Here is a 25,878-nt window from a genome sequence, read left to right as displayed (position 1 = left end):
CACCCGCGCATCAATTATTTCCCTTGCCGAGAAACGCATGCGCTCCCAGTCCCATCTTTTCCGCCAACGCAAGGACCCCTTTAGCCCAAACGGAAGGTGCTGTCCCACTCACGCCAAGCGCGTCGGGCGACGCGACTCCATGGCGAGCCACAAGAAAAGCCCGACCCCCACCGGGGCCGGGCTTGAGCTTATGCGTTGCCGCCTGATGTTGGCTGCGCGGTCGCCTTAGACGGGCGAGCCGCAGCGCGAGAAGCTGTAGAGGCCGCCAGAGACGAACTGGATGCCCTGGCCAGGCGAGAGCGCCTCGATGGTGTTGCCACCGCCCACGTAGATGCCGACGTGACCCGGGCGCCAGACGACGTCGCCCGCGACGGCCTGCGAGATGGGCTTGCTGCAGAAGCTGCTCTGCGAGCCGGAGCTGTGCGAGATGCTGATGCCGGCGCAGCTGTAGCAGTACATGGTCAGGCCGGAGCAGTCGAACTGCCTTGCGCCGGGGTTGCACGCTGCCCAGACGTAGGTGCCGCCAATCTGGGCGTAGGCCGCGCTCACGACCGTGGAGCGCCAGGCGCCGCTCACGCCGTGGTTGCCGCCGCCGTGGTTGCCGCCACCGGAGTTGCCGCCGCCGGAGTTGCCACCACCGTTGTTGCCACCACCGTTGTTGCCGCCGCCGTTGTTGCCGCCGCCGTTGTTGTTGGTGTTGCCGGAGTTTCCGCCGTTGTTGCCGCCACCGTTGTTGTTGGTGTTCTGCTGCGCGGCGTTGTTGGCCTCCTGCTGGGAAGCGGCCTCGTTCTGCTGCGCTGCGGCTTGGGCTGCCGCCGCCTCCTGCTGGCGCTGCTGCTCGAGGGCAGCCTTGACCTGGGAGTCGAGGCTGTCAACGTAGGACTGGGCCTCCTGTGCCTGGGCGGTAAGCGCGGCCTGCTGGGACTTCTGGCTCTCGAGCAGGGACTCCTGCTCGGACTTCTGCTGCTCGAGCTGGCTCTTGTTGTTGTTCAGCTCCTCGCGCAGGTTCTTGACCTCGGCGATGGCCTCGGCGTCGCTCTGGCTGACCTTGGTCGCGTAGTAGATGTTGCTCGTGAGCTCCTCGAAGGAGTGAGAGCTCAGCAGGAGGTCGAGCAGCGAGGTGGAGCCGGACTTGTAGTTGGCCGCCACGCGGTCCGAGAGCGTGTCCTGCTTCTGCTTGAGTTCCTTCTCCTGCTCCTCGATCTGCTGGTTGAGCGAGTCGATCTGGGCGTTGGTCTCGTCCAGCTTGACCTGCGTGTCGTTCAGCTGCTCGGAGGCCTCCTCGGCCTGGGCGTAGAGCGAGTTCAGGCGGGCGTTCGCGGCGTCCAGCTGAGACTGGAGGTCGCTGGCCTCGTCAGCGTACGCGGTGTTCAGGAACAGAGCGGGTGCGGTTGCGCCCGAGAAGGTAAGCGTCGCACTAAGCGCCGCGGCAATGGCTTTCTGTGCCTTGTTCTGCATCGATATGCCTCGATTTCGTTCGACGATAGTATGCATAGGCATAATGATTCTATCATCACTTCGATTCGTATCCGATAGAGTCTACCCCACGCACGTGCCCAAACCCCAAATACACACGACGCATAGAGACCATTTTTATGCCAACGGCTCACTGTAACACCAGCTCAACAGCGGGTTCAGTTTGGTTTAAGTGTTATTTGGGTTTCTTCGCATACTGGGGAGAAGTGCCCGGCAATCGGGCAGCGGCAGCGCACGGGCGCGAGCGTCGGCTCGCCGAGCGCCCGAGCCCCTCAGGAGTCCAGCCGCTCGGCGAGCATCTTCCTGAAGAGCTTGGGATTGCCCGAGCCCGACGACGCCCTCATGCACTGCCCCACCAGATAGCCGATCACCTTTACGTTGCCGTCCCGGTACTGGGCCACCTGCTCGGTGCATCGGGTAAGCACCTCATTCACCACGGGATCGAGGGCCTCGACGTCGCTCACCTGGCGCAGGCCCAGCCGGTCGACGGCGACCTCGGGGTCCCTGTCGGTCCCGTCGAGCGCGGCGAGGAGCTCCCTTGCCTGGGCGAAGGTGAGCTCGTCGCGCACAAGCAGGAGCGAGACGCCCGCGGCCTGGGCGGAAGTCACGGCCCCAAAGGCGGGCAGCAGGTTCACAAAGACGTTGGCGACGGTGGCGGCCACGCCTCGGGCCGAGGCACCTGCGGAGCCAGATGCGGAGCGCTTCTCACCTTCGGTCGCAAGGGCCACGGCCTCCTCGAAGCGCGCCGAGACGTCGGGGTCGTCGGCAAGCTGGGCCGCGTCGTGGAGCTTGAGGCCGTACTGCCTCTGGAGGCGGTCGCGCTTGGCGTCGGGCAGCTCGGGCATGAGGGAGCGGACGCTCTCGACGAACTCGTCGCTCAGGTCGAAGGGTGCCAGGTCAGGATCGGGGAACAGGCGGTAGTCGTCGGCCGTCTCCTTACCGCGCATGGCGATGGTGCGCCTTCGAGACGGCTCCCAGTGGCGCGTCTCCTGGCGCACTGGGTCGCCTCCCTCGAGCAGGGAGGCCTGGCGGCGGATCTCGAAGGCGAGGGCGTCGTGCAGGCTCTTGAAGGAGTTGAGGTTCTTTACCTCGGTCTTCGTGCCCAGCTTGCGGCTGCCGCGGCGGCGCAGGCTGACGTTGCCGTCGCAGCGCATCGAGCCCGACTCGAGCGAGCAGTCAGATATGCCCAGCGTCCTGAAGGTGCGGCGGAGCTTCTCCATGAAAAGGCGCGCCTCTTCGGGGGTGCGCAGGTCGGGCTCGGTCACCAGCTCAATCAGGGGCGTGCCGCAGCGGTTGTAGTCCAGGAAGGACTCGGTGGCACCGTCGATGCGACCCTCCTCACCGCCTGCGTGGACCATCTTGGCGGCGTCCTCCTCCATGTGGATGCGCAGGATGCGGACGGGGACCACGTAGGAGCCGTCGGCCGAGCGCGCGAGCGCTTCTCCCCTGGCGTCGGCGTCTGCGCGGGCCGGACGCTCCGCGGCACCCTCCCCCGAGACCTCGAGGTCCAGGCGGCCGTGCATGCAGAACGCGACGGGGCCCTGCGTGGTCTGGAAGTTCTTGGCCATGTCGGGATAGAAGTAGTGCTTGCGATAGAACATCGAGCGACGCTGGATCTGGCAGCCGCAGGCCAGGCCCGCCATCACGATGGCCCGGATGGCCTCGCGGTTGGGCACGGGCAGCGCGCCGGGCAGCCCCAGGCACACGGGGCAGACGTTGGTGTTGGGCGCGTCGTCGTGGCTCAGACGGCAGTTGCAGAACATCTTGGTCCTGAGCGACGTGAGCTCGGTGTGGACCTCGAGGCCGATGACTGCTTCCCAGTCGCGGAGCACGTCGGCAAGCGGGCGCAGCTTGGGCTCGCCCATCACAGGTCGCCTCCCTTCCCGGCGAAGGCAGGCGCGACGGGGGCGCCCTTGCCCAAACCGAGGCCGCAGTCGACGCCGCGCTCGAGGGCGCGCGCGAAGGCCAGCAGCCGGCAGTCGCCGAACGCGGGACCCTGCAGCTGTGCCGAGACGGGCATGCCCGAGTCGGCCCCCAGCCCCAGCGGGACCGAGACGCTGCCGTTGCCTGCGATGTTGCTCGAGATGGTGAACGCGTCGGCGGCGTACATCTGCGTGGGGTCGGAGACCTCGCCAAAGCGGAAGGCGGTGCGGGGACTCGCGGGCATGAGGATGGCGTCGCAGCGCGCGAAGGCGCGGGCGTAGTCGCGCGTGATGAGGGTGCGGACCTGCTGCGCCGGATAGTAGTACTTGTCGTAGGTGCCGCTGGAGAGCAGGTAGGCACCGAGCAGCTGGCGGCGCTTGGCCTCCTGGCCGAAGCCGCGGGCGCGCGAGAGGGCGGTCTGCCGTGCCAGCGACGAGCAGCCGTCCTGCTGGCGGCCGTACCTCACGCCGTCGAAGCGGGCGAGGTTGCTGAACGCCTCGCACGGGGCAATGACGTAGTAGGCGGCGATGGCGCTCGCGATGCTGGGGAGCTCCACCTCGACGACGCGCGCGCCCTGGGACTCGAGCGCCGCGCGGGCGAGGGCGATGCCAGCCCTGACCTCGTCGGTCAGGCCGGGTGTGGCCATGAGCTCGGGCACCACGCCTACGGTGTGGCCCTCGACAGGATCGTCAAGGTGCGCGCGGAAGTCGGGCTCGCAGTCCTGGCTGGTCGCGTCGTAGGGGTCGCGGCCCGCGCAGGTGAGCGCATCCATGGCGAGGGCGACGTCCTCGACGCGCCTGCCGAAAGGACCCACCTGGTCGAGCGACGAGCCGAAGGCGACGACGCCGTATCGGCTCACGACGCCGTAGCTGGGCTTCAGGCCCACCACGCCGCAGAAGCTCGCGGGCTGGCGAATCGAGCCGCCGGTGTCGGAGCCCAGCGCAAGCGCGACCTGGCCCGAGGCGACGGCCGCGGCGGAGCCTCCGGAGGAGCCGCCGGGCACGCGCGAGGTGTCCCAGGGGTTCGCCGTGGGGTGGAAGGCACTCGACTCGGTGGAACTGCCGAAGGCGAACTCGTCCATGTTGGTCTTGCCCACGGGCACGGCACCCGCGTCGAGCACGCGGCGCACGCAGGTTGCGGTGAAGGGCGACTCGTAGCCCTCGAGCATGCGCGAGGCACAGGTGGTGTGGGTGCCCACGAGCTGCATGTTGTCCTTGAACGCGACGGGCACGCCGGCAAGGGGCGGAAGCGCTTCTCCCCTGGCCCTGGCCGCGTCGACGGAAGCCGCCGCCGTAAGGGCGAGGTCGGCCGAGACCTCCAGGAACGCCTGGACCTTGGGGTCGCGGGCGGCGACGGCGTCGAGCGAGGCGCGGGCGACCTCGGTAGCCGAGAAGTCCCCCGCCGCAACGCCGCGCGCGATGGTCGAGGCGGAAAGCTGGTCGAGGCTTGCCATCAGCGGCCCACCTCCCCCGTCGCGCCGCCGTCGGACATGGCGCCGCCGGGCGTGGCAGTCGGGTCGGAGTCTGCGGGCGCATCCTCCGCGGCCCCCAGAATCGACGGGATGCGGAAGAAGCGGCCCCTGCTCGAGGCGGCGGCCGAAAGCGCGACCTCGGTCGGCAGGCTCCGGGCGGGGTCGGGCTCGTCCGGGGCCATCACGTTGGCGAGGCCGCCGATGGGATGGAACGTGGGCTCGACGCCCTCGAGGCAGAAGTGGCGGATGGGCTTGAGCAGCGCGACCGCGTCGTTGAGGTACGCAGTCATCTGGTCGAGCTCCTCCGGCGTCAGCGCGATGCGCGCGTAGTCCGCGATGCCCGCAACGTCATTCCGGGTAAGGGGCGCGTCGGCCTGGGGCGCGTCACGTTCCGCTTGCGGCATGGTTCCTCCCTGCTTGGTGTTTGTCCCAAACATAGTAGAGCAGCGCGTGCGAATCGAGGCGGATTGAGAGCGCGGCGGGGCCGGCCCATGCCATGCCCCTCCGCCCTGCTTCGCCTGCCACGGCCCCCTTCCGACCAGCTCAGCCGGCAGGCCGGCGTCGCGGCAAACACGTTCCCTCCGCCCTGCCACCGCGGCCGCCCAGACGGGCGCCCGGAATGCGGTCGCGGTCCAACTCGTAACGTTGGCGTGAATCCTACCTGCAAACTAGAGTTTCTTGTTGTTGGGCCCGTCGATGCGGGGTAATATACCCCCTTGTGAGTAGGAATATCACCGCCAGCCAGCGAGGGGCATCGTCCAGTGGCGCGGCGGCCGCACGAAACGTAAGGCTTTACCAGCACAGAGAGAGGCACCATGGCACAGCTGCTTACCATCAACGGGCTCTCGGCGGGAACCGAGGACAAGCCCATCCTCCATAACATCGACCTGAGCGTCGGCACGGGCGAGACACACGTCCTCATGGGGCCGAACGGCGCCGGCAAGTCGACGCTCGGTCACGTCATCATGGGCGATACCGCCTACCAGGTGACCTCGGGCGCCATCGAGTTCGACGGCGAAGACGTCACCCAGAAGGGCGCCGACAAGCGTTCGCTCGCGGGCATCTTCCTGTCCTACCAGGCCCCCGTCGAGGTCCCCGGCGTGCCCCTGTACAGCTTCCTGCGCACCATCTGCCAGATGCGTCCCGAGCTCAAGACCACCGCGCGCAAGTTCCGCCAGCGCGTCGCCAAGATCTCCGAGCAGCTCGAGATTGACGACTCCTTCCTCACCCGCGAGCTCAACGTGGGCTTCTCGGGCGGAGAGAAGAAGAAGATCGAGATGCTCCAGCTCCTACTGCTCAGGCCCAAGCTGGCCATCCTCGACGAGACCGACTCCGGCCTCGACGTCGACGCCCTCCAGATCGTCTCGCGCGGCATCGAGGCATACCGCGCAGACTGCGACGGCGCGCTGCTGATGATCACCCACAACACGCGCATCCTCGAGAAGCTCTCTGTCGACAGGACCCACGTCATGGTCAAGGGCAACCTGGTGGCCGAGGGCCCCGCATCCCTCATCGACGACATCGACGCCAACGGCTTCGGCCGCTTCGAGGGCGCAGTCGAGAAGGACGAGGCCTAATGAGCAGCAACGATACTCCCGAGCTCGACGAGCGCGGCCGCTCCAAGGTCGCCGACGTCGACCGCTCGCTATACGACTTCACGAAGTCCGAGGAGGGCTACGAGCGCTACGAGGACGGCCTGACGCCCGACATCGTCCGCTCCATCAGCAGCAAGAAGAACGAGCCGCAGTGGATGCTCGACATGCGCCTGGAGGCGCTCGCCGAGTACCACCGCCGCGACATGGCCCCCAACTACGGCCCCTCCATCGAGGGCCTGGACCTCAACAACATCTCGACCTACGTCAGCCCCAAGACCAAGCAGGCCAAGGACTGGGACGACGTGCCCGAGGACATCAAGGACACCTTCGAGCGCCTGGGCATCCCCCAGGCCGAGCGCGAGAGCCTGGCCGGCGTCGGGGCCCAGTACGACTCCGAGATCGTCTACCACAACATGCGCGAGGAGGTCGCCAAGTACGGCGTCGTCTACACCACCATCGAGGACGCGCTTCAGGACCCCAAGTGGGAGCCCGTCGTCAAGCAGTACTTCGGCACCCTCATCCCCATGACCGACCACAAGTTCGCGGCGCTCCACTACGCCGTGTGGTCTGGCGGCTCCTTCGTCTACGTCCCCAAGGGCGTGAGGGTCGACTACCCGCTTCAGAGCTACTTCCGCCTGAACGCCCAGGGCGCGGGCCAGTTCGAGCACACGCTCATCATCGTCGAGGAGGGCGCTGACCTGCATTTCATCGAGGGCTGCTCCGCCCCCAAGTACTACGAGGCGAACCTCCATGCCGGCGCGGTCGAGCTCTTCGTGAAGGATGGCGCGCGCCTGCGCTACTCCACGATCGAGAACTGGTCCAAGAACATGTACAACCTCAACACCAAGCGCGCCCGCGTCGCCTCCGACGCAAGGATGGAGTGGGTCTCCGGCTCGTTCGGCAGCCACGTGAGCTACCTCTACCCCACCACCATCCTGCAGGGAGACCGCTCCAGCTGCGAGTTCACCGGCATCACCTTCGCCGGTGCCACGCAGGACCTGGACACGGGCTGCAAGGTCGTGCTGAACGGGAAGGACACCACCGCCTCGGTCGAGACCAAGTCGATCTCGAAGGACGGCGGCCTGAACACCTTCCGCTCCTCCGTCATCGTCGGCCGCCACGCCGACCGCGCACGCGCGACGGTCTCGTGCCAGTCGCTCATGCTCGACGACATCAGCCGCTCCGACACCATTCCCGCGATGGACGTGCGCAACGCCACCGCGCAGGTGGGCCACGAGGCGACCATCGGCCGTATCTCGGATGACACGGTCCTCTACCTGATGAGCCGCGGCTGCTCCGAGGCCGAGGCGCGCTCCATGGTAGTAAACGGATTCGCCAACCCCGTCTCGAAGGAGCTGCCGCTCGAGTACGCCGTCGAGATGAACAACCTGATCAAGCTCGAGATGGAAGGGGCGATCGGCTAATGGCAGACAGCAAGATCACGAGCCCGGCGACCATCGCCCTCGTCAACGTCAACGACTCGCCCGCACAGACCTGGAACTACCTTAGGATCAACGACATCGCCTTCGACGTCCCCGCGCCCCAGGCCGGACGCACCGGAGCCGCCTTCAACAGGCTGCCCAAGCTCTTTTCGGCCATCGAGGACGGGCTGGGCGCCGAGGCCACCCGCTGGATCGAGCGCATGGCCGACGGCGCGGCCTACGTCGAGGTTCCCGCCCGCACGCGCCGGGACGAGCCGGTCGTCGTGGCCGTCACCGACGACGAGCCCTTCAAGGACACCGGCGTCATGGTGCGCGAGGGCGCAAGCGTCCGCATCATCGTGAGCACGAGCTCCCGGCAGGAGGCCACCTCGACCGTGGCCACCACCGCAGCGGCCCTTCGCGTCATCGCAGAGCGCGGCGCCAAGGTCGAGATCGTCCAGATCGTCGCCTCCGGCGAGGGTCGCCAGCACCTCGAGGCCATCGGGGTCGAGGCCGCGGACGACGCGCGCGTCAGCATCCGCCAGTACGCGCTGGGCGGCGCCAAGGTCGCCCTGGGCATCGCCGCGAACCTTGCCGGCAAGTCCTCTCGCATCGACCTGACCTGCCGTTACGTAGCAGGTGGCAGCGAGCTTCTGGACATCAACCACGTCGTGCGCATGCGCGGGCGCGACACCCGCAGCGAGATCCAGTCCACGGGCATCCTGGGCGACTCGGCCCGCAAGACCATGCGCGAGACCATCGACCTCATCCACGGCGCCAAGGGCGCCAAGGGCAACGAGGCCGAGACCGTCCTGGTGACCGGCGACGGCGTCACCAACAAGACCCTGCCCTCCATCCTCTGCGACGAGGAGGACGTCCAGGGCAACCACGGCGCGACCATCGGCTCTCTGAGTCCCGAGCAGATCGACTACCTCAAGGCCCGCGGCCTTTCGGAGGACGACATCGACACGCTGTTCAGCCGCGCCCTGTTCGACGACGCCCTGAACCACGCCGAGGTTGCATCCGCCCGCACGGCCGTCATCGCGCGCGGAACCCACGTCCTGGGCGATGCCTTCGAGGACGAGGCCTTGTCCTTCTCCCCCGCCGAGGCAGCAGGCGATGCGGAAGACAACACCGACGCAAGCAGCAACGAATAGACAGCGAGAGGTAGCATGCTAAGCGAATCACAGCTCAAAGATATCGAGCAGAGCCCGTACAAGAAGGACTTCCCCCTGCTCGCCAAGAACCCCGGCATCACGTTCCTCGACAGCGCCGCGACCTCGCAGCGCCCCGAGGCCGTGCTCGCCGCCGAGCGCGACTTCTACGAGACGATGAACGCCAACCCGCTGCGCGGCCTGTACCGCCTCTCGGTCGCCGCGACTGCGGCCATCGAAGACGCCCGCAACCACATCGCGAGCTTCATCGGCGCAACCGACGAGGCCGGCAAGCCGCAGGGCAGCCAGGTCGTCTTCACGCGCAACGCCTCCGAGTCGCTCAACCTGGTTGCCAACAGCCTGGGGCGCTCGGTCCTGCGGCCAGGCGACGAGGTCGTCATCTCGATCATGGAGCACCACTCCAACATCATCCCCTGGCAGCAGGTCTGTGCCGCAACCGGCGCCAAGCTCGTTTACCTGCGCCTGGACGACGACTACGCCATCACCCAGCAGGAGATCGAGGAGAAGATCGGTCCCAAGGCCAAGATTGTCTCGGTCACGCACGTCTCAAACGTCCTTGGCGTCGAGAACGACATTCCCGCCATCGCCGCGCGCGCCCACGAGATGGGCGCTTACATGGTGGTCGACGGCGCGCAGTCCGTCCCGCACCTGAAGGTCAACGTGCGCGAGCTCAACTGCGACCTGATGGCGTTTTCCGCCCACAAGCTGGGCGGCCCCATGGGGATCGGCGTACTGTGGGGCAAGTCCGAGATTCTCGACCAGATGCCGCCGTTCCTCACGGGCGGCGAGATGATCGACTCGGTCACCGAGACCGGCGCCGTCTGGGCCCCCGTACCGCAGAAGTTCGAGGCCGGCACGCAGGACGCGGCAGGCTCCTACGCCTTTGACGCAGACCTCACCTACCTGGAGGGCCTCGGCATGGAGCGCATCGAGCAGCGTGAGCGCGAGCTCGCCTGCTACCTGTGCGACTCGCTCGCGGCCTTGGACTACGTCGACGTGATCGGCCCGCGCGACGGCTCGCGCCACGTGGGTGCCGTCGCCTTCAACGTTCACGGCATCCACCCGCACGACGTGTCCTCGATTCTGGACGGCTCCGGCATCTGTATCCGCGCCGGCCACCACTGCGCGCAGCCGCTCCTCTCGTACCTCGACGTGCAGATGGGCAGCACCTGCCGCGCCTCGGTCGCGTTCTACAACGACAAGGCGGACATCGACAGGTTCATCAACGGACTCGACACGGTTTGGACGATCTTCAATGGCTAACATGGCTGCCGGCGTGACCGGCCTCTACAACGCGGAGTTCATGGACCACGTGAACCACCCTGACTACAAGTACCAGATGGACGACGCCACCTTCACGCACGAGGGGGTCAACCCATCCTGCGGAGACGAGCTGACCTTCTCGGTGCGCATGGCAGACGACGGAACCATCGACGAGGCCGCCTACCAGGGCCACGGTTGCGCCATCAGCCAGGCCTCGGCCGACATGATGAGTGACCTCATGGTCGGCAAGACCCCCGCCGAGGCCATCGAGCTGTGCCGCCTGTTCATGGCGATGGTGCGTGGCGAGGAGACCAACGACGAGCGCATCGAGGAGCTCGAGGACGCCGCGATGCTTCGCGACATCTCGCACATGCCCGCACGCGTCAAGTGCGCCGAGCTCGCCTGGCGCACCCTGAGCGAGATGCTCGAGGCAAACGCGTTGCCCACGGTCGGCGCGTCGATGGATAGCGACTCGGAATAGCTCAAGACCATCGGAGAGGATCATGGCTGGCATGTTCTCGACAAAGGGGCGCTACGCGCTCAGGATCATGGGAGACCTCGCGACCCACCCGGGCTGGGTCTCGCTGGGAGACGTCTCACGACGCCAGGGAATCTCGCGCAAGTACCTCGAACAGGTCGTCTCGCTGATGCACAAGGCAGGCTTCGTGGAGAGCCTCCGCGGCAAGGGCGGCGGCTACCGCCTGACGCGCGACCCCTCCCAGTACACCCTTGGCGCAATCCTTCGCGCGGCGGAGGGCTCGCTCGCACCGGTATCGTGCCTGGACTGCACCAACGACAGCATCTGCCCGCAAATCGACACCTGTCCCACTATCACAATGTGGCGCGACCTGGGCAAGGTGACTGCGTCCTACCTGGACAGCAAGACGCTTGCCGACATCGTCGAGGAGATGATGGAACGGGGCACGCTCGAGGCGGAACGCGCAAAGGAGCAGGGTCGCAGGGAAAAGGAATAGGCAACTCGCCGGGGCTGACGCAGGTAACCCGCCCGAACATTTTTTAAGATTGACATGCCCGCCGCGAGCGGGCATGTTTTTTGCGGGCCACGCCGGACAGCCGAGGACACGGTAGCGCGAAGACGCGCGGACGCCCTGAAAGGCAGTGACCACCGTCTCCCAACTGGAGCCAACCAGGGGAGGTCAAGGATTTGGACCGTAGCGCGTTTTTCGCGGCGGCGTCGCGTACGCCGCGCCTAAGACGGGGAGTCGCTAGGCCTGGCGGTGCCGGCGCTCGTCGTGCCGCGCGCTTCTGAGCAGTCCCCGACAGGCGAAGCAAGGTCATGGAAACCCTCGGCAAAAAATACAGCTACGGCCCGTACCTGATTCGCTCTCTTCTCACCTACGTGACACAACAGTGGCCCTGTGCCGCATTTTTGCCCCAGGCATGCGCTCGCGATGATTTGTGCGACAGCAAAAACCGGCGTCCCGAAGGACGCCGGCCAAGTTCAAGATGCCAAACAATAAGTCGTTCGGCTAACTGTTCCAGACAATCGCTTGCCTAGGCAGCCGATAGCTTAGTTCCAAGCCTTGCCAGTGGAGCCGAACTCCTCGATGAGCTCCTTGGTACGGGCGACGATAGCCTCGCGACCAGGCTTGAGGAGCTTGCGGGGGTCATAGCCCTTGCCCTTGAGGTCGGCGCCGGACTCAACGTACTCGCGAGTCGCCTTGGCGAAGGCAACCTGGAGGTCGGTGTTGACGTTGATCTTGGAGATGCCGAGGGAGATGGCCTTCTGGACCTGGTCAACGGGGATGCCGGTGCCACCGTGGAGGACGAGGGGCAGGTCACCAGTCTCGGCCTTGATCTCGCTCAGGCGCTCGAAGGAGAGGCCAGCCCAGTTCTCGGGGTAGAGGCCGTGGATGTTGCCGATGCCACAAGCAAGGAAATCAACGCCGAGGTCAGCGATGGCCTTGCACTCCTTGGGGTCAGCGAGCTCGCCGGTGGAGGCGACGCCGTCCTCGACGCCACCGATGCCGCCGACCTCGGCCTCGATGGAGATGCCCTTGGAGTGGGCAAGCTTCACGAGCTCAGCGGTACGGTCGAGGTTGATCTGGAAGGTCTCCTCGTGGGAGCCATCATACATGATGGAGGTGAAGCCGGCCTCGATAGCCTGGAAGCACTGCTCGTAGGAGCCGTGATCAAGGTGAAGGGCGACGGGAACGGTGATCTTCTTCTCCTCGACCAGGTCGTGGACGATGTGAGAGACGACCTTGAAGCTGGTCTGCCACTTAGCAGCGCCACCGGTGCACTGGATGATGAGCGGCGACTGGAGCTCCTCTGCGGCGTCCAGGATCGAGCTGGCCCACTCAAGGTTGTTGGTGTTGAAAGCACCAATGCCATAGTGGCCCTTCTCGGCGGACTGAAGCATAGCAGTAGCGTTGACGAGCATGTGTACCTCCATTGAGATATGGGTGGTTTAACTCAGCTGCAATTCTAACGCGCGTTGTTTAGCTTGTGTTTGGCACGCCCCGAGATGCATGAAGAATGTGGTCTACCTTCAAACTTGATTCTGATTTCGGTTCATTTCTCCATGGGCGCGAATAGATACCAGGTATTCGATACGCATGCAGCCCTCGGACAGTAGCCCCAGACGCAAAAATATAGGCAAGAAGGGCGCGCCCGACGAATCGGACGCGCCCCCATTCGTGCACTCATTGCCCTGCGAGGATTGAGACGCTCACCAGCAAGTGGCGGCGAGGAGCCATCGAGCGCTAGTCCTCCTCGGCGACGCCGTACCAGCCGACGCCCTCATCCCTCCAGCCGGCCTTGACCAGGGAGTCCCTCTCGTAGCCGCTGGCAGTGTAGTTGTGAGCACCGGTGCGGGCGTAGGGGTTGTACTGGCGATACAGGGGCACGCCCTGCTCGTCGTCGGAGTACCAGCCGATGCCCTCGTCGTTCCAGCCGGCAGCGACCAGGCTGTCGCGCTCGGCTGGGCTCACCGTGTAGTGGTGGTCGCTCGTATATGGGTTGTACAGGCGATAGACCGGGGTGTTGGAGTGCTCGGGAGCCTCCCAGCCAACGCCCTCGTACTTCCAGCCGAGGCCGACGTTCATGATCATCTCGTCGAAGTTGGCGGTATAGAAGTGCTCGCTCGTGTAGGGGTTGTACAGGCGGTACATCGAGCCCGTCTTCTGCTTGACGGGCTTCTCGACAACCTCGATCTTGGCGCTTTCCGAGATGACGGAGTTGCCATTGTCGTCCGAAACGATAACGCGGTAGAAGGTCGTGCCCAGGTCGGCCGTCTGCGGCGCGTAGGTGTCGCTGCTGCCGCAGTCGCTCCAGTTGCTCTCATCGGTCGACTTCTGCCACTTGTAGCTCAGTTTGTCGCTGGAGCCGCTCTTTGCGCTCACCGTCAGGGCAGGCGTGCCCTCGTTCTGGAAGGCTGTCGCGGATGCGGGCTGACGGTCGATGGTCAGGGTGAAGGCGTCGGCGTAGCCCAGCGGCTCGGCGAGCTTACCGTCGGCCGTGAGGTCCGAGGCGGCAAACGGCTGCGAGATGTCGCCGGCCTTCAAATAGGCGCGAATCTCCTCGAGCAGCTTGTGGGTCTTCTCGAAGGTGCCGCGCGAGACGACAGCGTGAGCCCTGTTGGCAAGTGCCGTGCGCGCCTCGGTACCCTGAGCCGCGACGACATAGGAGTCGACCGTCTTCTGCTCCTCGATGATCTCCTTCTGCAGGGCGTCGAGGTAGGCGTGGGCACCGGTGGCAACCGTATCGCGGTGATTGTAGGCGAGCGTGTTGATGTCCATCAGAACGTAGTCCAGGTTCACCTGGTCGCCGTCGGCCATCGCCGTCTGCTCGTTCTGGGCGATCTTGTCGGCATTGCCGCCCTCTTTCTGGATACCGACGTGCCCGACGGAGAAGTTTGCCTCGTTGGGATACAGCTCGGTGTCGACGTTGGTCAGAAGGTTAGAGTAGGACGGGACGAAGACCGTAAACTCGGAGCGGGACAGACCCTCCCACTGGATGGTCGCGACCTCCGGGTCGCTCGTCGCGTACTCGTCGCGTACCTGGAACATGTGGCTCTCGGTGTTGCGGTTGCTGCCGATGGCGTAGAAGCCCGCGTTCGCGTTGGCGTCGACATCGGTACCCTCGCCGCGGCAGGCGAAGACGCGCAGCGCGGTGAACGTGTCAATCGAGGCATTGGTGGGCGAGAAGAACAGCTGGTTGTTGTCGATGCTCTTCACTCCCTCGCCAGCCACGAGCGTGTAGCCGCCAAGGTTCGCGTCGCCAAAGTACTTGTGGCCCTGGACGTAGCGGATGTTCTGGCCATAGCCCTGCTCGACGGAGGTCTTGCCGTAAGAGGCGGCGACGTTCATCCTGCCGTTGGTCTCGACATAGGTGTGGGCCGTCCGTGCCGTCTGGGCCATGCCGGCAGAGTGCAGGCAGACACTCTGGTCCTCAAGGTCGACGTCAAACTGAAGGTTGCTCATATTCGGGTTGATCGAGACCAGGTTGCTTGCGCACTTGACCGCGCACCACTGGCGCCCGGAGAGCTGCATGAAGATCCAGGTCTCGTTGGCATCGCCGATAACGATCTGGTTGCAGTCCTGGGAGCCCTGCTCATCGATGACCTTGCCCAGGAGCTCGACGCCCTCGCGAGCGGTGGTCGCCTGCGACAGGACGAAATCCGCAATGCTGTACTCGCCGATGCCCGTTTTGACGCACGGGTCGACATCCGCGACGGCGGCGTTCATGTTCGTGGTCAGCGTGGAGGAAAGGCTCACGCCCTTCTCGTTGGTACCCGCCTCCGAATAGGCCTTGGCGCCAGGATCGCCCTGGCTGGTCCAGTTGTCGGGCGTGTCACGCACATAGGTGTAGCGGAACGTGGGGCCGGTAATCTCGTAGCGGAACGAGTCAGCAGGGTTGTCACCATACTCGTAGCTCTGGATGACCTTGCCGTCATCGGTGGCGGGCTCGATGCCGAACACCTTGCCGTAGCGGTTCGAGTAGTCCTCGGAGCGGCCGAAGTAGGTGTCCCCGTCGCTCGTCAGCTGGTTGCCGATGGTCACCTGCGTGCATGCGAGCGCCTGGACGGCCGGGAGCCCCGCCATGATCGCCGCGAGCGCCGTTGACGTGACAAGCTTTGCAATTCTTCCCCTCTTGTACATACCTGTCTCCCTCCGGCGGACGTGGTCCGCCACGCTGCATTTCAGAAGCAATCGTTACAATAAGGTAACAATCCTTAAAGAAAGCTAATCCGCTTGCGAGCGTTGCGTTTTTGCCGCCCAGCGTCCGAATGCGAGAAGTGCAGAGGCCACCGGGCAGAACCGTCGTCCGTCCGCAGGTTCTTAAATGCTCCCTCGCAAGTACAAATAACAGGCGGGAGGCTAGAGCTTGTTATGTCTTCGTGTAATTGCCGAGAGCGCGAGACGCGAACCTATAGTGGGGTATCCAAATTAGAGGTATGTTCCGGGCACCTAGCCCGAGCCAGAGCGAAAGAGCAAGGAGTCTTTCTCGTGGGAAACCAGCAAAACCAGTCCGAGCGACAGACACAGGAGGCGTCCCGGGCGCAGGACGACGAGCCCAAGAAGGGCGTGTTCTCGGAGTTCTCGATGACTTCCGTTGTCGCAAGTGCGCTCGCGGCGGTTACGTCCTTCGCGCTGCAGAGCAAGATCGGCCTTGCCGGATCGATCATCGGAGTCGGCGTCGCGGCAGCGGCGACAGCCGTGGCGACGCAGGTGTACAAGGGCATGCTCGCCGCATCGGCCGAAAAGATCAAGGCAATACCTGACCAGGACCGCCTCTCGCCCGGCATGACCCAGAGGATGCAGGCGACCGACGCCGGCAACAGAAGCGCCGCAGACCAGAGCGCCACCTACTACGACACCGTCACCGGGCAGGACGTCACGGCAGACCAGATCGACCCCGAGCACACCGTCATCAGGCACCTTCCCCACGAGCTGGAGCAAGACCTGACGCCCTTGGGCGGCTCCGGCGAGTACGCCGAGACCGGCACCCCCATCGCCTCGGACGACATGAGCCAGGCCGCGGCCCAGCGTCGCGCGAAGAGGCTGCGCAGAGTCGCCGCCATCGTGACCGTAATCGTCGCCATCGCCGCGGTGTTGGCGTACGCGCTGGTCATCACCGTAGCAACCTCAGGCCAGGGCATCGGCAGCACCGAGCCAATCATATCCCCCACCACTACCGACCCGACCGAGTCCGGCCCCTACGAGCCTCTGAGCAAGGCGACCGGATCCTCCAGCGAGGAGGGCAAGTCCGAGGCGACGGCTTCCGAGGGAGAGAAGACTGCGGAGAACAAGTCCGAGTCTGAGGGCACGTCCTCCAACTCGAGCAAGGGCGAGGGCACGAGCGAATCCGAAGGCGCCTCCGCGTCCAACGGCTCGAGCTCGCACTCGAACGGCAAGGGCGAGTCCGGAAGTGGCTCCGGCAGCTCGAACGGCACCGGGTCAGGCAGCTCGGGCAGCAGCTCCAACAGCGGCTCCGCCAGCGGAAACACAGGCAGCTCCTCGGGCAGCAAGGGCGAGTCCGGAAGCGGCTCAGGCTCCGCGAGCGGCTCCGGCTCGACCAGCGGCTCGGGCAGCTCCACAGGGTCATCATCTGCGGGAGGCACCACAAGCTCCGCCTCGAAGGGTTAGGTAGACTATGCTAGGCAGCGCAATTCGCGTGCAAGCGCCTCTCTTTTGGGTGTGCGGCCAGGCGGCTCCGCGACCCGCGACCGCATCGGTCCGGACGCACCAGAGCCACCACCCGCAGGGAGCGCACGACGCAGAGTGCCCCTGGCAATAGCACGGTTGTTAAGTGCGGCGCGGCCGGCATTGTGCCAGTCGCGCCGCTTTCGTAGAAAGGCAGTGCAAGCATGCAGCGTCCCAACGCATGGAGCGACTACTCCGAGCAGCAGCTCGAGGCGGTCCAGAAGTTTGCCGGCGAGTATCGCCAGTTCATCTCGGACAACAAGATCGAGCGAGAAATTTGCTCCGCGTCCATCGCCATGGCGCGCCAGGCCGGCTACCGCGACCTCGCGGAACTCGTCGAGTCCGGCGAGCCCCTCAAGGCAGGCGACAAGGTCTACGCCTCCAACCACGGCAAGGGCGTCCTGCTGGTCCAGCTGGGCACCATGCCCCTCGCCAAGGGCCTCAACATCCTGGGCGCGCACATCGACTCGCCGCGCCTGGACGTCAAGCAGAACCCCATGGACGAGAAGAACGAGATCGTCACGCTCGACACCCACTACTATGGCGGCATCAAGAAGTACCAGTGGGTCACCATTCCCCTGGCCCTGCACGGCGTCATCGTAAAGACCGACGGCACCGTCGTGCCCGTGACCATCGGCGAGGCGGCAGACGACCCCGTGTTCTGCGTCTCCGACATCCTCATCCACCTCTCAAAGGACCAGATGAGCAAGACCGCTGCCGACGCCATCGAGGGCGAGATGCTCGACGTCATCATCGGCAACCGCCCGGTCAAGCTGGACGACAAGAAGGAGAACAAGACACCTGTCAAGACCGCCCTCCTCGACCTGCTCAAGACCAACCTCGAGATCGAGGAGGAGGACTTCCTCTCGGCAGAGCTCGAGGTCGTGCCTGCGGGGCCCGCTCGTGACATGGGCCTGGACCGCTCGATGATCCTAGGCTACGGCCACGACGACAGCTCCTGCGCCTACCCCAGCCTCGTCGCCCAACTCGAGTGCGAGGCTCCGCAGAAGACCGCCGTCACCATCCTGGTCGACAAGGAGGAGATTGGCTCCGTGGGCGCCACGGGCATGACCAGTCGATTCTTCGAGGACGCCATGGCCGAGATCCTCGAGCTCGCGGGCGAAGGCGGCGAGCTCAACCTGCGCCGCTGCCTGCGCAGGTCCCGCATGCTCTCCAGTGACGTCTCCGCGGCGTTCGACCCCACCTTTGCCTCGGTCTTCGAGCTCAAGAACTCCTGCTTCATGGGCCACGGCCTGACCTTCAACAAGTACACCGGAAGCCGCGGCAAGAGCGGCTCCAACGATGCCGACGCCGAGTACATGGCCGAGATCCGCGCCTGCATGGACAAGGCAGGCGTCCACTACCAGACCGCCGAGCTTGGCAAGGTCGACGCCGGCGGCGGCGGAACCATCGCCTACATCCTCGCGAAGTACGGCATGAACGTCATCGACTGCGGCGTGCCCGTGCTCAGCATGCACGCGCCCTGGGAGACCATCAGCAAGGCCGACGTCTACGAGGCCTACAAGGGCTACGAGGCCTTCCTCAAGCTGGCCTAGCTTGGCAGATGGCCTAGCTCGACCGGCCGGCCCGGCATGTCGAGCCACCACCATCCACCCTCACTATCCGCATGGGCGAGAAGGACAGACGCCACGTCCTCCTCGCCCGAAAGACGACAAGGCACTCCCTCATGAATCTTGGAACGTTTCTGGCGGCGCTCATACCCCTGGTCGGCATCGGTGCGCTCGCCTTTCTGATTCGCTGGCAGACGCAGGAGGGCGAGGGCGGCGTCGACCGCTCCCCCTCCAGGCGCGCCAGGGCCTGGGCCATCAGCTTCATGGCAATCCTCCTGGTGGGCTCCGTGCTCCAGCTGGTGGGACTCTACAGCGGTGACCCCGGCACGCTCGCGCTCTTCTCGCTCGCCGCCACCGTGGCCGGCTCCGCCGCGCTGCAGCGCGACCGCATCGGCCGCAAGATCGACGGCTTCCTGGGAAGCGGCCTGCGTCGCGGCGCCATCCTCCTGGTGCGCGACCTAGTGATCGTGCTCCTGGTCTCGGCCATCGCGTTCTACGCCCACGAGATCTCGTGGAACGACAGCATCTCGTGGATGGACGCCACCTCCCGCCTGTGGGAGCAGGGCATGATCACCCTCGCCATGCTCATGATGTACTTCCTGTTCCAGCACCGCAGCTGGGGCTGCAACTTCCTGCTGGTCGCGCTGTTCCTGATCGGCGTCGCCGAGTACTACGTCATCGTCCTCAAGGGCAGCGCCATCATGCCCGGCGACCTGTTTGCGCTGGGCACCGCAGCCGCGGTCAGCGGAGGCCTGAACTTCTCGTTCGGACCGAGCGTCCTCCTCGCCGCAGCCATCACCTGCCTGGGCCTGGGCGTGCTCGCCTTCGTCTCGCCCGTCGCCAGTGCCGAGTCCGGCTCCACGGTCGGAGCCGCTGCCAAGGCCGGCTCCGATGTCGAGGACGCCGCCGCCAAGGGTCGCATCGCCCGTCGCGTCCTGGCCCTCGTGCTCAACCTTGTCCTTGCGGCCGCATGCTGCATGGGCACCGTCGCCTGCACGCAGGGCGCGCACGGCTACATTGCCGGCAACAAGACCAAGTTCTGGGAGCCCGTCAAGGCATATCGCGCCAATGGCTTCCTGACCAGCTTCGTCTCGATAGCCTACGAGATGCCCATCCGCAAGCCGGAGGGCTACAGCACCGAGGCCGCCGAGCAGATTCAGAGCACCTACGCCTCGAAGGCCGAGGCGGACGTCGCCAGCTGGAAGAAGTACCAGGCCGCCAACGCTCAGTTCGGCACCAAGCAGCCGGCGATCGTCTGCATCATGAACGAGACCTTCGCCGACATCAGCGTCCTGGGCAACTTCGGCTACACCGGCCCCGCCTTCTACAACTCGATGGACGACTGCCTCATGCGCGGCAAGCTCTACACCTCCGTGCTGGGTGGAGGCACCTGCAACTCCGAGTTCGAGTTCCTGACTGGCAACAGCATGGCCTACGTGGGCACCGGCAAGTACCCTTACAACCTCTACAGCATGGACAAGGTGGAGACGCTCGCCAGCCAGCTGAAGGACCTGGGCTACAGCACCACCGCCATCCACCCCAACCTGGCCAGCAACTGGAAGCGTGACAAGGTCTACCAGCAGTTCGGCTTCGACCAATTCATCGACGTCAACGGCTTCCAGAACGCTCCGTGCTTCCACAGCGGCGTCACGGACGCGGCGACCTACGACAAGGTCCTCGACATCCTGAAGAACAATGACGGTCCGCAGTTCATCTTCGACGTCACGATGCAGAACCACACGGGCTACGACCAGTTCAACATCCCCCAGGAGCTACTGACGAACTACTCGATCCCCAACCAGTCGGACTATGACAACGCGCAGCTCAACGAGTACCTCACGTGCATCCAGCAGTCCGACAAGGACCTGCAGTACCTCATCGGTGAGCTCAAGAAGCTCGATCGCCCCGTCATCCTGCTGTTCTTCGGAGACCACCAGCCGTCAATCTCGCAGTGGGAGAACGATCGCATCACCCCCGCCGAGAATCCTGACTCGCTCGACCACATCATGAAGACCTACCAAACGACCTACATCGTCTGGGCCAACTACGACGTGGCTGAAAACAGCCAAACCAGCGAGAACAGGGCAACGAGCGTCAACTACCTCAGTGCCATCCTCGCCCAGCAGGCCGGCATCCCCCTGACCGACTACCAGAAGGCCAACCTGGGCATGTCCCAAACGATGCCCGCAATCTCGGCAATCGGCGCCATGGACGCCGACGGCCACTATTACGAGACCACGGACACCACGTCTCCCCTGGCCTCGCAGATCTCCGACCTCGAGAACATCAACTACCTCAACTTTGGTTCGAGGGTCTAAGGACGGATTCGCTCAACCGTGCCAACCAAGCGGTCTGGCGCATCACAAGCGAGCGCCGGCTCCAATACCACGGAGTCGGCGCTACTTCTTTTTTTCGCTCCCGTCGGCGTCGGTGCGAAGATCGTCATGGGTGGAACTTGGCGCAGCGCGCCGACCGACCACTCCTTCGGTCACCCAAATCGGCTCGTGGCAGCTCTCTGGGCTTGGTTTTGCCAGGCAATCATGGAAGGAAGAGCTGCTTCCAACCGATTTTGGTGACCGCAGGGCTTCCGACGGCCGATTAGGGTGACCGAGAGCTGCTTCCAGCCGATTCGGGTGACCGCCCGCACCGCTCGGCATTCCTCGCGCAGAGACAGCAACCAACAGGGGGCAGGTCCGTCACCGGACCCGCCCCCTCTCCTACGCCCCCAACGCCTCCAACACCTCGCGCTTGCACGCGAGGAACTCATGCGACAACGCGAACTCCTCGAACGAGACGCCCTCAGGGCGCCCCACGCGAACCTCGGCGCTCACGCGGCTCGGCACGCCGGCGCGCGGATCGCCCGTCAGGACGTAGATGCGCTGCGCCATGCCGACGGCCTCGTCCACGTCGTGGGTGATGGTCAGCGTCGCCAGACGCAGCTCGCGGGCCATGTCGCAGTACCACGAGCGCATCTCCGCGCGCGTGATGGCGTCGAGCGCCGAGAAGGGCTCGTCCAGCAGCAGCACATCATTGCCCATCAGATAGGTCCGCAGGAACGCAGCGCGCTGGCGCATGCCGCCAGAGAGCTCGCTCGGCCAGCTGTCCTCGCACCCCTCCAGGCCGAAGCGCCCAAACAGAGGGCGGGCCTTGGCTCGCGCCTCTCCCGCGCTCTCGCCAGAGAGGACCAACGGAAGGCACACGTTGTCGATGATGCGCTTGCTGGGAAGCAGCAGGTCCTTCTGGAGCATGTAGCTGACGTCCCCCGGCACGCCCGTCACGTCGCGCCCGTGCAGCAAGACGCTGCCCGCGCGCGGCCGCGTGAGCCCCGAGAGCGCATGCAAGATCGTCGTCTTGCCGCAGCCGGATCGGCCGACCAGGCAGACGGACTCCCCCACGCCCACATGAAGGCTCACGCCACGCACGACGGGAGCCTCGTCTCCGGACCATGCCAACGTGAGCCGGCGCGCCTCAAGCGCAGGCACCTCGTCCACGACGCCCCTCATTGTCGTCTCTTCCTGGCCCACTACTGCTCCAGATAGTCCATTGTCCAGCCTGCGCCCGTGTCGAGCTGCTTCTCGACGAGACCCTTCTCGTTAAGCCACAAGAAGTACCTCGCCCAGCGGTCCGCATCGATGACTCCCCACGTGGGCGCGTCCGCCTGGTACTGCCCCGCCAGGAACAGCGCACTCTGCTTCGCCAGGGCGGCGTCCATCTCGGGAACGGCGGCGCACAGGAGGTCAGCGCTTGCCTCCGGGTCCTTGATGGCGTCCTCGTAGCCGCGGCGTACCGCGCGCAGGAAAGCCTTCACCACGTCCGGGTTCTGCTGGGCATAGTCGCCGTTGGCCGCGATGACCGGGGTGTAGAAGTCGAACACGTCGTCCATGTCGCGAAAGTTGAAGTAGTTCACGTCGTAGCCCTGGAGCGCGGCGTTCTGGACCGCCCATCCCTCGTAGACCCAGACGGTGTCGAACATGTCACCCCTCAGGCCGGCGACCTCGTCGTCCACGCTGTAGGGAACCATCTTCACCTTCGAGTAGTCACCGCCATCGTCCTCGACGATCTGCTTGATGGTCGCCTGCTCGATGGGCATGTCCCAGGTGGCGTACACGTGGTCGCACATGCCGCGCGCCGAAGTTATCCCATCGGCCTTGCGACTCATGATGCCCGAGGTGTTGTGCTGGATGATGGCCGCCACGGCGACGACTGGCACCGGGCTGTCCGAGGCTAGCACGTTGGCGATGTAGTCCTGGTAGCTCACGCCCAGCTGGGCCTCGCCGGAGCCGATCATGGCCTCGGCGGTGTCCTCAGCCGGCTGGACAATCTCAACCTCGAGCCCCTCGTCGGCAAAGTAGCCCTTCTGCTGGGCAACGTAGACCCCCGTGTGATTGGTGTTGGGGGTGTAGTCAAGGCAGAAGGTGAGCTTGGTCACCGAGTCCTTCCCAGACTTCGCGGACGTATCCGAGCCGCCGGTCGCACCCGAGTTGTCGTAGGCTCCGCAGCCCGCAAGGCCCAGCGCCGCGGCAAGCGCCGCGCCGCGCACGAACGCACGGCGAGAAATGCGCGAGCCACCCGCCCCGCAACCGCCTGCTCTAATGCCAGCCACCTGCTCGTTCCTAGTCTTCATGGTCGTTCCTTTCCGCCCGCTTCCAGGGCATGAGAGCGCGCTGCAGGAGGCTCACGAGCCCCATCAGCGCAAGGGAGAGTGCAGAGATGATCACAATCACCGCAAACATGCGGTCGTACGAGAAGGACTTGCGCACGCGCGTCATATACACGCCCAGGCCCGAGAAGCCACCCAGCCACTCGGCAATCACCGCACCCACGATCGCGTAGGTCGCGCTGATGCGCAGTCCGCTAAACAGATGGTCCATCGCCGCGGGCAGTTTGACCTGCCAGAAGATCTGCCAGCGCGTGGCCCGCATGGTGCGCATCAGGTCGATCATGTCGGGGTCGACCGACCTGAAGCCCGTCACCAGCGAGACGGTGACGGGAAAGAAGGTCGAGAGCACCACGAGCACGACCTTGGGCGCGAGCCCATAGCCAAACCACAGCACCAGCAGCGGAGCGATGGCCACCGTCGGGATGGTCTGCGACACCGTCATGAGCGGGTCCAGCGCCAGGGCGACGGTCTGGAACCGGTCCATGGCGACGGCCACCGCGAATCCCACGGCAACGCCGATGGCCAGGCCAAGGGCGGCCTCGACCAGCGTGGTCACGGCATGCGAGAAGAGCAGGCACCTATCGCCCGCGATAGCCGACAGCACCTGCGTGGGGCTGGGCAGCAGATAGTTGGGGACGAGTCCGACCACGACCGCCAGCTGCCACAGCACCAGCAGGGCCACGACGGTCAGGGCAGGAATCACGACACGGAGCGCGCGGCGGGACGTGCGCGCCACTACGCCACCACCGAGGAGTCTCCGCCCGCGAACTCGGAGTCGGTCTGGTGGTACTTCCCGATCTTGCGCTCGGTGGTCATGACTTCGCCCTCGGGGCGATAGCTGATCTTCACGTACGAGGCGCTCTCGGCGCATCCCGCAGCGGCACCCGCCTTGAGGCAAGTCTTGATAAGGTCCATGCACGCGTCAAAGTCGCCCTCGACGGTGGTCTCGAACGGGCCTACGTAGTAGTCGAGCCCTGAGGCATCGATTGCCGCGATCACCTCGTCGACGATGCGGCACACCTCCTCGTCGGACCCCGCGTTCATGGGAAGATACTGGATAGCAACGGAACAGTTCATCTTTCTCCTTCCAGGCACCAAAAAAGGCGCCACGACTTCGTAGGCGCCCGAACATGCGGTGCTCTGGTCCCTACGCCGGCATTACCCGGATCAGGTTCTAGGGTCGAATGATTGGGTCATTCCTCTCAGCCGGGCCAAATCCCCAGCTCCCCGTGTGCGTCCATTATAGCAGAGCCTCATGAGACTGCAAAATGCAGGTAAAAGGCCCACAGTCAAACCCGTTCAGATTGTTCGCAGAGTACGGAAACGCGAATTGGGTATCGTTCAGTCCGTTCGCAACGCTAGCCTAAATCCGCGTCCCTTCGTGCACTGTTGGGGCTGGATTACCCGTCCACGGTAAGAAGGGCATGCGAGATGAAATACACAGACGGATCGCTCAGAAACATCCACGGTGACCTTTGGCAGGCACGATTCTCATACAGGGTTGAGAAGCCCAACGGACAGGTTGCTTGGAAGCAGGTCTCTAGGAACATCCACGCCCAGACCCAGAAGGAAGCGCAGCAGGAGAAGGAGAGAATCAGGACGGAGCTCGAGAGGGCGGCGCTCCTGGAGGAGATCCTTCCGCCGGAGGTCGTCAACTCTCCCAAGCTATCGACCTTCATGAACGAGAAGGTCGACGAGCAGCTTAGGTCCGGCCTCATCGCAAGCACGACCTATGCAAAGTACAAGAGCGAGGTCAACCTCATCCTCAGGTTCATCGATGACGTCCCCATCAACGACATCACCACCAACATGGTCCGCACGATGGGGCAGAAAATGCTCTCAAGCGGTTACGCAAGGGAGACCGTCGCCCGTGCACACAACGCACTCAAAAGGTTCCTCTACCTGGCATTAGAAGAGGGATGCATCTCGTCCATGCCCATAACCAGATCCGTTAAGCCGCCCCGTCTGGTGCGCAAGGAGCCCAACGCCCTCGACGACGCGACGCGCAAGAGGCTGCTGGGCATCCTCGACGAGATGCCCGATGACCAGCTGACGCTTGCCATTCGGTTGGGGCTTGGGGCCGGGCTCAGGAACGAGGAAGCCCTGGGGCTGCAATGGGAGAACGTCGACCTGCACGACGGTGCCATCAAGGTGCGAAACTGCATCTGTATGGCGGGCGGCAAGGTCGTCGAGAAAGGCCCAAAGACGTCCGCTGGCAGGCGCGATGTCCCCATCGATCCCGACCTCGTCAAGAGGTTGAGGGCCAGAGCGAGGACCGTATTCGGCACCCAGAAGCTCTCAAAGCTGCAAGGCTTCTACGTTCTGGGAGATACGGAGGGTCACTACTACGGCCACCATGCCCTGTCCAGAGCATTCCACGACTTCGCTGACAAGTGGGAGATCTACGGGACCACGGGCGAGCTCGCAACCTTCTACTCCCTCAGGCACACATACGCGACCATGCTGCTCAGGGCCGGAGTCGACGCGAAGGCCGCGGCAAGTCTCATGGGCCACTCGAGCGTGGCCATGACCCTCAATATCTACGCAAGCAACGATCCACAGGCAAAGGCTGCAGCAGGCGCGGTAGTCGCAGACCTCATGACGCAGCGCTAGTCAATCGTGGAATCCGTGTGACTCAGCCTCTTAGGGCCGCTT

20 protein-coding genes and 1 riboswitch are annotated in these 25,878 nt (G+C 64.9%); of the genes, 10 read left to right on the top strand and 10 right to left on the bottom strand.

Going from position 1 to position 25,878, the window contains the following annotated elements; translation table 11 throughout:
• Window positions 1–225: 225 nt before the first annotated feature.
• From B5D13_RS01700 to B5D13_RS01685, 4 genes are all read right to left on the bottom strand, one after another.
• Window positions 226–1,458 (bottom strand): coiled-coil domain-containing protein, encoded by a 1,233-nt coding sequence (locus B5D13_RS01700; RefSeq protein ID WP_143327726.1) that lies wholly within the window; start codon window positions 1,456–1,458, stop codon window positions 226–228.
• A 290-nt stretch (window positions 1,459–1,748) separates the two neighbouring features.
• Window positions 1,749–3,326 (bottom strand): Asp-tRNA(Asn)/Glu-tRNA(Gln) amidotransferase subunit GatB, encoded by a 1,578-nt coding sequence (gatB, locus tag B5D13_RS01695; protein WP_078686735.1) that lies wholly within the window; start codon window positions 3,324–3,326, stop codon window positions 1,749–1,751.
• 14 nt (window positions 3,327–3,340) lie between these two features.
• A complete protein-coding gene (gatA, locus tag B5D13_RS01690; RefSeq protein ID WP_078686558.1) occupies window positions 3,341–4,852 on the bottom strand; it encodes an Asp-tRNA(Asn)/Glu-tRNA(Gln) amidotransferase subunit GatA in 1,512 nt (503 codons plus the stop codon).
• Window positions 4,852–5,274, bottom strand: coding sequence for an Asp-tRNA(Asn)/Glu-tRNA(Gln) amidotransferase subunit GatC (locus tag B5D13_RS01685; RefSeq protein ID WP_078686557.1), 423 nt, complete (start codon window positions 5,272–5,274; stop codon window positions 4,852–4,854). The genes gatA and B5D13_RS01685 overlap by 1 nt, the downstream gene beginning before the upstream one ends.
• Window positions 5,275–5,685: 411 nt before the next feature.
• Here B5D13_RS01685 and sufC point away from each other — a divergent pair, with 411 nt between their 5' ends.
• From sufC to B5D13_RS01655, 6 genes are read left to right on the top strand one after another with little or no spacing between them, the layout of a single operon-like run.
• Window positions 5,686–6,447 carry a Fe-S cluster assembly ATPase SufC gene (gene sufC / locus B5D13_RS01680; RefSeq protein ID WP_078686556.1) on the top strand — a complete coding sequence of 254 codons (762 nt, stop codon included), beginning with the start codon at window positions 5,686–5,688 and terminating at the stop codon, window positions 6,445–6,447.
• Window positions 6,447–7,889, top strand: a complete 1,443-nt coding sequence (gene sufB / locus B5D13_RS01675; protein WP_078686555.1) for a Fe-S cluster assembly protein SufB — start codon at window positions 6,447–6,449, stop codon at window positions 7,887–7,889. Before sufC ends, sufB begins: the two co-directional genes overlap by 1 nt.
• A complete protein-coding gene (locus B5D13_RS01670; RefSeq protein WP_078686554.1) occupies window positions 7,889–9,043 on the top strand; it encodes a SufB/SufD family protein in 1,155 nt (384 codons plus the stop codon). Before sufB ends, B5D13_RS01670 begins: the two co-directional genes overlap by 1 nt.
• A gap of 15 nt (window positions 9,044–9,058) precedes the next feature.
• Window positions 9,059–10,324, top strand: coding sequence for an aminotransferase class V-fold PLP-dependent enzyme (locus B5D13_RS01665; protein ID WP_078686553.1), 1,266 nt, complete (start codon window positions 9,059–9,061; stop codon window positions 10,322–10,324).
• Window positions 10,317–10,805: a Fe-S cluster assembly sulfur transfer protein SufU gene (sufU, locus tag B5D13_RS01660; RefSeq protein ID WP_078686552.1), complete on the top strand. Its 489-nt coding sequence runs from the start codon at window positions 10,317–10,319 to the stop codon at window positions 10,803–10,805. Before B5D13_RS01665 ends, sufU begins: the two co-directional genes overlap by 8 nt.
• Window positions 10,806–10,827: 22 nt before the next feature.
• Complete coding sequence (locus tag B5D13_RS01655; RefSeq protein ID WP_078686551.1) at window positions 10,828–11,298, top strand: RrF2 family transcriptional regulator; 471 nt, start codon at window positions 10,828–10,830, stop codon at window positions 11,296–11,298.
• Between the two features lie 557 nt (window positions 11,299–11,855).
• On the opposite strand, the gene fba is transcribed toward B5D13_RS01655, so the two are convergent.
• Window positions 11,856–12,728, bottom strand: coding sequence for a class II fructose-1,6-bisphosphate aldolase (gene fba / locus B5D13_RS01650; RefSeq protein ID WP_078686550.1), 873 nt, complete (start codon window positions 12,726–12,728; stop codon window positions 11,856–11,858).
• Between the two features lie 322 nt (window positions 12,729–13,050).
• Entirely contained in the window at window positions 13,051–15,447 is a 2,397-nt protein-coding gene (locus tag B5D13_RS01645) for a C69 family dipeptidase (protein ID WP_078686549.1), read from the bottom strand.
• A gap of 348 nt (window positions 15,448–15,795) precedes the next feature.
• Between B5D13_RS01645 and B5D13_RS01640 the strand changes: the two genes are divergently transcribed.
• From B5D13_RS01640 to B5D13_RS01630, 3 genes are all read left to right on the top strand, one after another.
• Window positions 15,796–16,935, top strand: a complete 1,140-nt coding sequence (locus B5D13_RS01640) for a hypothetical protein (protein WP_078686548.1) — start codon at window positions 15,796–15,798, stop codon at window positions 16,933–16,935.
• Window positions 16,936–17,156: 221 nt separating this feature from the next.
• A complete protein-coding gene (locus B5D13_RS01635) occupies window positions 17,157–18,548 on the top strand; it encodes an aminopeptidase (protein ID WP_078686547.1) in 1,392 nt (463 codons plus the stop codon).
• A 131-nt stretch (window positions 18,549–18,679) separates the two neighbouring features.
• On the top strand, window positions 18,680–20,881 hold the full coding sequence (locus tag B5D13_RS01630) for an LTA synthase family protein (RefSeq protein ID WP_143327725.1): 2,202 nt from the start codon (window positions 18,680–18,682) through the stop codon (window positions 20,879–20,881).
• Between the two features lie 399 nt (window positions 20,882–21,280).
• On the opposite strand, the gene B5D13_RS01625 is transcribed toward B5D13_RS01630, so the two are convergent.
• The 4 genes from B5D13_RS01625 to B5D13_RS01610 are packed head-to-tail and all read right to left on the bottom strand — an operon-like array spanning window position 21,281 to window position 24,300.
• Window positions 21,281–22,087 (bottom strand): ABC transporter ATP-binding protein, encoded by an 807-nt coding sequence (locus B5D13_RS01625; RefSeq protein ID WP_306806902.1) that lies wholly within the window; start codon window positions 22,085–22,087, stop codon window positions 21,281–21,283.
• A complete protein-coding gene (locus B5D13_RS01620; RefSeq protein WP_078686545.1) occupies window positions 22,087–23,187 on the bottom strand; it encodes an ABC transporter substrate-binding protein in 1,101 nt (366 codons plus the stop codon). The genes B5D13_RS01625 and B5D13_RS01620 overlap by 1 nt, the downstream gene beginning before the upstream one ends.
• Window positions 23,177–23,959 (bottom strand): ABC transporter permease, encoded by a 783-nt coding sequence (locus tag B5D13_RS01615; protein WP_200802600.1) that lies wholly within the window; start codon window positions 23,957–23,959, stop codon window positions 23,177–23,179. Before B5D13_RS01615 ends, B5D13_RS01620 begins: the two co-directional genes overlap by 11 nt.
• Window positions 23,959–24,300 (bottom strand): thiamine-binding protein, encoded by a 342-nt coding sequence (locus tag B5D13_RS01610; RefSeq protein ID WP_078686733.1) that lies wholly within the window; start codon window positions 24,298–24,300, stop codon window positions 23,959–23,961. The genes B5D13_RS01615 and B5D13_RS01610 overlap by 1 nt, the downstream gene beginning before the upstream one ends.
• Before the next feature lie 48 nt (window positions 24,301–24,348).
• Window positions 24,349–24,463: riboswitch (TPP riboswitch) on the bottom strand.
• A gap of 191 nt (window positions 24,464–24,654) precedes the next feature.
• Here B5D13_RS01610 and B5D13_RS01605 point away from each other — a divergent pair.
• Window positions 24,655–25,836, top strand: a complete 1,182-nt coding sequence (locus B5D13_RS01605; RefSeq protein WP_078686543.1) for a tyrosine-type recombinase/integrase — start codon at window positions 24,655–24,657, stop codon at window positions 25,834–25,836.
• Window positions 25,837–25,878 lie beyond the last annotated feature (42 nt).

Source organism: Olsenella sp. KH1P3, from assembly GCF_900167315.1.
Classification (GTDB): domain Bacteria; phylum Actinomycetota; class Coriobacteriia; order Coriobacteriales; family Atopobiaceae; genus Olsenella_J; species Olsenella_J umbonata_A.
Note: the sequence above shows the minus strand (reverse complement) of the source record. Positions and strands in the feature narration are given on the sequence as shown.

Coding starts and splice junctions, on each gene's coding strand:
- B5D13_RS01610 (WP_078686733.1), bottom strand. CDS start 24,300: ATGAACTGTTCCGTTGCTATCCAGTATCTTCCCATGAACGCGGGGTCC.
- fba (WP_078686550.1), bottom strand. CDS start 12,728: ATGCTCGTCAACGCTACTGCTATGCTTCAGTCCGCCGAGAAGGGCCAC.
- sufU (WP_078686552.1), top strand. CDS start 10,317: ATGGCTAACATGGCTGCCGGCGTGACCGGCCTCTACAACGCGGAGTTC.
- B5D13_RS01655 (WP_078686551.1), top strand. CDS start 10,828: ATGGCTGGCATGTTCTCGACAAAGGGGCGCTACGCGCTCAGGATCATG.
- B5D13_RS01645 (WP_078686549.1), bottom strand. CDS start 15,447: ATGTACAAGAGGGGAAGAATTGCAAAGCTTGTCACGTCAACGGCGCTC.
- sufB (WP_078686555.1), top strand. CDS start 6,447: ATGAGCAGCAACGATACTCCCGAGCTCGACGAGCGCGGCCGCTCCAAG.
- B5D13_RS01635 (WP_078686547.1), top strand. CDS start 17,157: ATGCAGCGTCCCAACGCATGGAGCGACTACTCCGAGCAGCAGCTCGAG.
- B5D13_RS01670 (WP_078686554.1), top strand. CDS start 7,889: ATGGCAGACAGCAAGATCACGAGCCCGGCGACCATCGCCCTCGTCAAC.
- B5D13_RS01620 (WP_078686545.1), bottom strand. CDS start 23,187: ATGAAGACTAGGAACGAGCAGGTGGCTGGCATTAGAGCAGGCGGTTGC.
- B5D13_RS01605 (WP_078686543.1), top strand. CDS start 24,655: ATGAAATACACAGACGGATCGCTCAGAAACATCCACGGTGACCTTTGG.
- B5D13_RS01685 (WP_078686557.1), bottom strand. CDS start 5,274: ATGCCGCAAGCGGAACGTGACGCGCCCCAGGCCGACGCGCCCCTTACC.
- B5D13_RS01665 (WP_078686553.1), top strand. CDS start 9,059: ATGCTAAGCGAATCACAGCTCAAAGATATCGAGCAGAGCCCGTACAAG.
- B5D13_RS01700 (WP_143327726.1), bottom strand. CDS start 1,458: ATGCAGAACAAGGCACAGAAAGCCATTGCCGCGGCGCTTAGTGCGACG.
- B5D13_RS01630 (WP_143327725.1), top strand. CDS start 18,680: ATGAATCTTGGAACGTTTCTGGCGGCGCTCATACCCCTGGTCGGCATC.
- gatA (WP_078686558.1), bottom strand. CDS start 4,852: ATGGCAAGCCTCGACCAGCTTTCCGCCTCGACCATCGCGCGCGGCGTT.
- sufC (WP_078686556.1), top strand. CDS start 5,686: ATGGCACAGCTGCTTACCATCAACGGGCTCTCGGCGGGAACCGAGGAC.